Annotated in this window: 2 protein-coding genes; one reads left to right on the forward strand and one right to left on the reverse strand. The window is 70.8% G+C overall.

Going from position 1 to position 3,681, the window contains the following annotated elements; all coding sequences use genetic code 11:
- Nucleotides 1-205: 205 nt before the first annotated feature.
- Nucleotides 206-889, reverse strand: coding sequence for a histidine phosphatase family protein (locus ACR2JA_RS04150; protein WP_434007858.1), 684 nt, complete (start codon nucleotides 887-889; stop codon nucleotides 206-208).
- Nucleotides 890-1,082: 193 nt separating this feature from the next.
- Here ACR2JA_RS04150 and ACR2JA_RS04155 point away from each other — a divergent pair, with 193 nt between their 5' ends.
- Nucleotides 1,083-3,398, forward strand: coding sequence for a hybrid sensor histidine kinase/response regulator (locus ACR2JA_RS04155; RefSeq protein WP_434007859.1), 2,316 nt, complete (start codon nucleotides 1,083-1,085; stop codon nucleotides 3,396-3,398).
- The last annotated feature ends 283 nt before the right edge of the window (nucleotides 3,399-3,681 follow it).

A 3,681-nucleotide genomic window follows, 5' to 3' on the forward strand; every position in this document is an offset into this window, starting at 1 on the left:
GCCCTGGCCCGCCTGCTGGCCGAGATCGACCAGCTGCCGCCCGACACCTTGACCGAGAAAACCGCATTCAGCTGAACCGACGTGCCGTGCACTGGTCGGCGCGCGTGCCTTTGTCCAGAACGCGGCGGAACCGGCTCTGCCGGGCCGCTCGCGTTGCCCCCCGGGGGGGGTGACGCCGAAGGCGGCGCGGGGGGGGCAGGCTGGATCATGCGTACGTGATCCAGTCCCGGAACTCGGCCCCGTCCAGGTGCGGCAGCGTGTTGTAGGTCAGCAGCGTGTGCCGCTTGGGGCTGAAGACGAACTCGGTCACCGCGCTGTTGCGGATGCGCATGTTCAGCTCGATGGTGGCGTCCGGGCTGAGGCCCAGCACATGGCCCACGGCGGTGGAGATCGGTCCGCCGCTGGTGACCATCAGCACGTTCTGGCCGGCGTGGTGCGCGCGCACATGGTCCAGCGCGCTGCTGACGCCGTGCACGAAGTCGGTGTACGCGGGCATGCCCTCGGGGCTGACGGTGCCGGCCATCCACTGCGCCAGGCCGTCGCGCAGCAGGCGAAAGTGCGCCCGGTAGCCTTCGGGCGTGTGCGGGTCGCCCAGGCTGGCGTCGCGCCGGCAGGGCAGCACGGCGCGGATCACCGCTTCGCTGTCGTATTCGTTCAGGCCGGGCCAGACCAGCGGCGCCAGGTCCAGCCCCGCGCCGCGCGCGATGCCCTGCCAGGTCTGCGCGTGGCGCTTGAGCGAGCCGGTGAGCACGGCGTCGAAGCGCAGGCCGCGTTCGGCCCAGTAGCGGCCCAGTCGTTCGGCCTGGCGCTGGCCAAGGTCGCTGAGCTGGTCGTAGTCGTCGGCTCCGAACGAGGCCTGGCCGTGGCGCACAAGGTAGAGGGTTCCCATGGGGCGCGATTCTCTGCGCCGGCCCCGGCGCGACTTTGTCCCCGCAGCGACTGATCGGGTTTGCACAGTGCCCGCGCTGTCACCTGCGCGATGCCACCCACCGGAAAAGGCGGGTTTTGGCCGGTGTTTTGTCGGTACCTGATGGAACCGCGGCGTGCTCCAATCCTCTGCATGAGATGTGTACCTTGGCCGCATGCTGCCTGATCTGAACACCCTGCTGTTGGTGCGCCTGGGCGTGGACGCCCTGATCGCCGTCGCCTTCTGGGGCCAGATGCGCCGCTACCCGGGTATCCACGGGCCGGGCTGGTGGTCGCTGGGCGCGGTGCTGAGCATCGCCGGCTCGTTCATGCTCATGGTGCGCGTGGCCGGTGCCGGCCCGCTGCTGGCCGGCCTGGCGGGGCTGATGCTGTTCGCCTCACACGTCTGCGCCTGGGTGGGGTTGCGGCGTTATCTGCGCCTGCCCATGCCCCGGCGCTGGCTGAGCGGCCTGCTGGCGGTGCAGGTGGCGCTGCAGGTGGGGCTGGCGCTGCGCGGCGACCAGCCCGCGGGCCACCAGATGGTGTACGCGCTGTCGATGATCGTGCTCGCTGTCCTGGTGCTGCGCGACCTGCGCCAGGCGGGGGCGCAGCGCCCGGCGCCCGAATACCGCGCCCTGGCGGCCCTGTCGGTGTTTGAACTGCTCCTGCTGCTGACCGTCAGCGGCTGGGTCGCCTTCGCCGGATCGCCGCTGGACGGCGTGGCCGCCGCGTTCCTGCTGATGTTCCTGTTGACCAAGTTCCTGCGCGTGCTGCTGTTCAGCGCCCTGGTGTCGCTGCGCCTGCGCCAGGAGGCCGACCAGGCCCGCCAGGCCATGGCCGAGCGCGCGGCCGACTCGCGCGCCCTCATCACCCACCTGGGCGCGGGGGTGGTGGTGTTCCGGCCAGACCAGAGCATCGTCTCCGTCAACCACGCGGCGCGCCGCTTCTTCGGCTGGCCGCTGGAGGACGACCCCGGCGCTGTGCCGCCCACCCCCGACTGGCTGCTGTTGCGCGAGGACAGCACCCGCCTGCCGCGGCGCGAGGTGCCGTTCGAACGCGTGCTGGCCACCGGGCAACCGGTGAGCGACGTGGTGGTGGGCATCCACAACGGTGACGGCGCGTCGGCCCGCTGGGCGCTGTGCAATGCCTACCCCGAGAACGACGCCATCGGCGGCCTGCGGCACGTGGTCTTCACCTTCGTGGACATCACCTCTCTCAAGCAGGCGCAGCAGCAACAGCGCGCGCTGGAGCAGCAGCTCTCGCAGTCGCACAAGATGGAAGCGCTGGGCACGCTGGCCGGTGGCGTGGCGCACGACTTCAACAACATTCTGGCGGCCATTCTGGGCAACGCCGACCTGGCGCGCCAGGACCTGGCCCAGGGCTCGCCCGCGCGCGAGAGCCTGCACGAGATCAGCAGCGCCGCGCGCCGTGGCCGCGAACTGGTGCGCCAGATCCTGGCCTTCTCGCGCCAGCAACCGCTGTCGCGCACGCCGGTGTGCCTGCGCGACGTGGTGGCCGAGACCACCAGCCTGCTGCGCACCGCGCTGACGCCGCAGATCCAGCTGTCGGTGGACGTGGCGTCGGGCACGCCGGCCATCCGCGCCGACGCGACCCAGCTCGGCCAGGTGCTGCTCAACCTCGGCACCAACGCCATCCACGCGCTGGAAGGGCGCCCCGGTCGCATCGCCTACCGGGTGCGCGGGCTGGAGCGGCTGGACCCCACGCTGCCCGCCGACGTGGCCCAGCTGTGCGGCGACAACGGCGTGGACGCGGTCTGCGTGAGCGTGAGCGACGACGGCTGCGGCATGAGCGAAGCGACCCTGCAGCGCATGTTCGAACCCTTCTTCACCACCAAGGCGGTGGGCAGCGGCACCGGCCTGGGCCTGCCCGTCGTGCTGGGCATCGTGCAGGCGCACGGCGGCGCCATCGACGTGGACAGCGCGCCCGGTCGCGGCACCACGTTCCACCTGTACTTCCCGGCCGCCACGGGTCTGCTGACCCGTCCGGAGGACAACGCCACCGCGCTTGCCGGTACGATGGCAGGCACTGTCACACCCACGGCCGAACCCACGGCACAACACCAGGAGCAACCCGAGATGGCCGAGACCCCCAGCGCCACGCAGCGCCACATCCTGTACCTGGACGACGACGACACGCTCGTCTTCCTGGTGCGCCGCCTGCTGGAGCGCCGCGGATACAAGGTGACGGCCTTCACCGAGCAGCAGCAGGCGATCGACGCCCTGCGCGCGGACCCGCAGGGCTTTGACCTGCTGATGACCGACTACAACATGCCGGGCATGTCGGGCGTCGACGTGGCGCGCGCGGTGCGCGCCATCCGCCCCGATCTGCCGGTGGCCGTGGCCTCGGGCTACATCAGCGACGAACTGCAGGCCGAGGCACAGGCCGCCGGCGTGACCGAGGTGGTGTTCAAGACCGACGCGGTGGAAGCGTTCTGCGAGCTGGTCGCCAAACTGGTGACCCCAAAAAGCTGACCCACCCCTGCGCCGCCTGCGGCGTCACCCCCTCAAGGGGGCGATGCGTGTGGCCCGGCAAAGCCGGTTCCACCGCATCCTTGAAGCAGACACTTTGCGCCGGAGGGGAAGTTGTTCCAGGGCACCGCGGAACCGGCTTTGCCGGGCCGCCAGTGCCGCCCCCTGGGGGGGAGGACGGCGCAGTGTGCTTGTCTACCCTGCCAAGACCTTGGCGAATATTTGGCTGTCGACGTTGCCGCCGCACAGCGTGACGCCCACGTTCAGCCCCTGGAGGCTTTCTTTT

The sequence above is a fragment of the Hydrogenophaga sp. genome, assembly GCF_051007235.1.
GTDB lineage: Bacteria > Pseudomonadota > Gammaproteobacteria > Burkholderiales > Burkholderiaceae_C > Hydrogenophaga.

Excerpts from the sequence above, each read along its gene's own strand:
- ACR2JA_RS04155 (WP_434007859.1), top strand. The coding sequence starts at position 1,083 with ATGCTGCCTGATCTGAACACCCTGCTGTTGGTGCGCCTGGGCGTGGAC.
- ACR2JA_RS04150 (WP_434007858.1), bottom strand. The coding sequence starts at position 889 with ATGGGAACCCTCTACCTTGTGCGCCACGGCCAGGCCTCGTTCGGAGCC.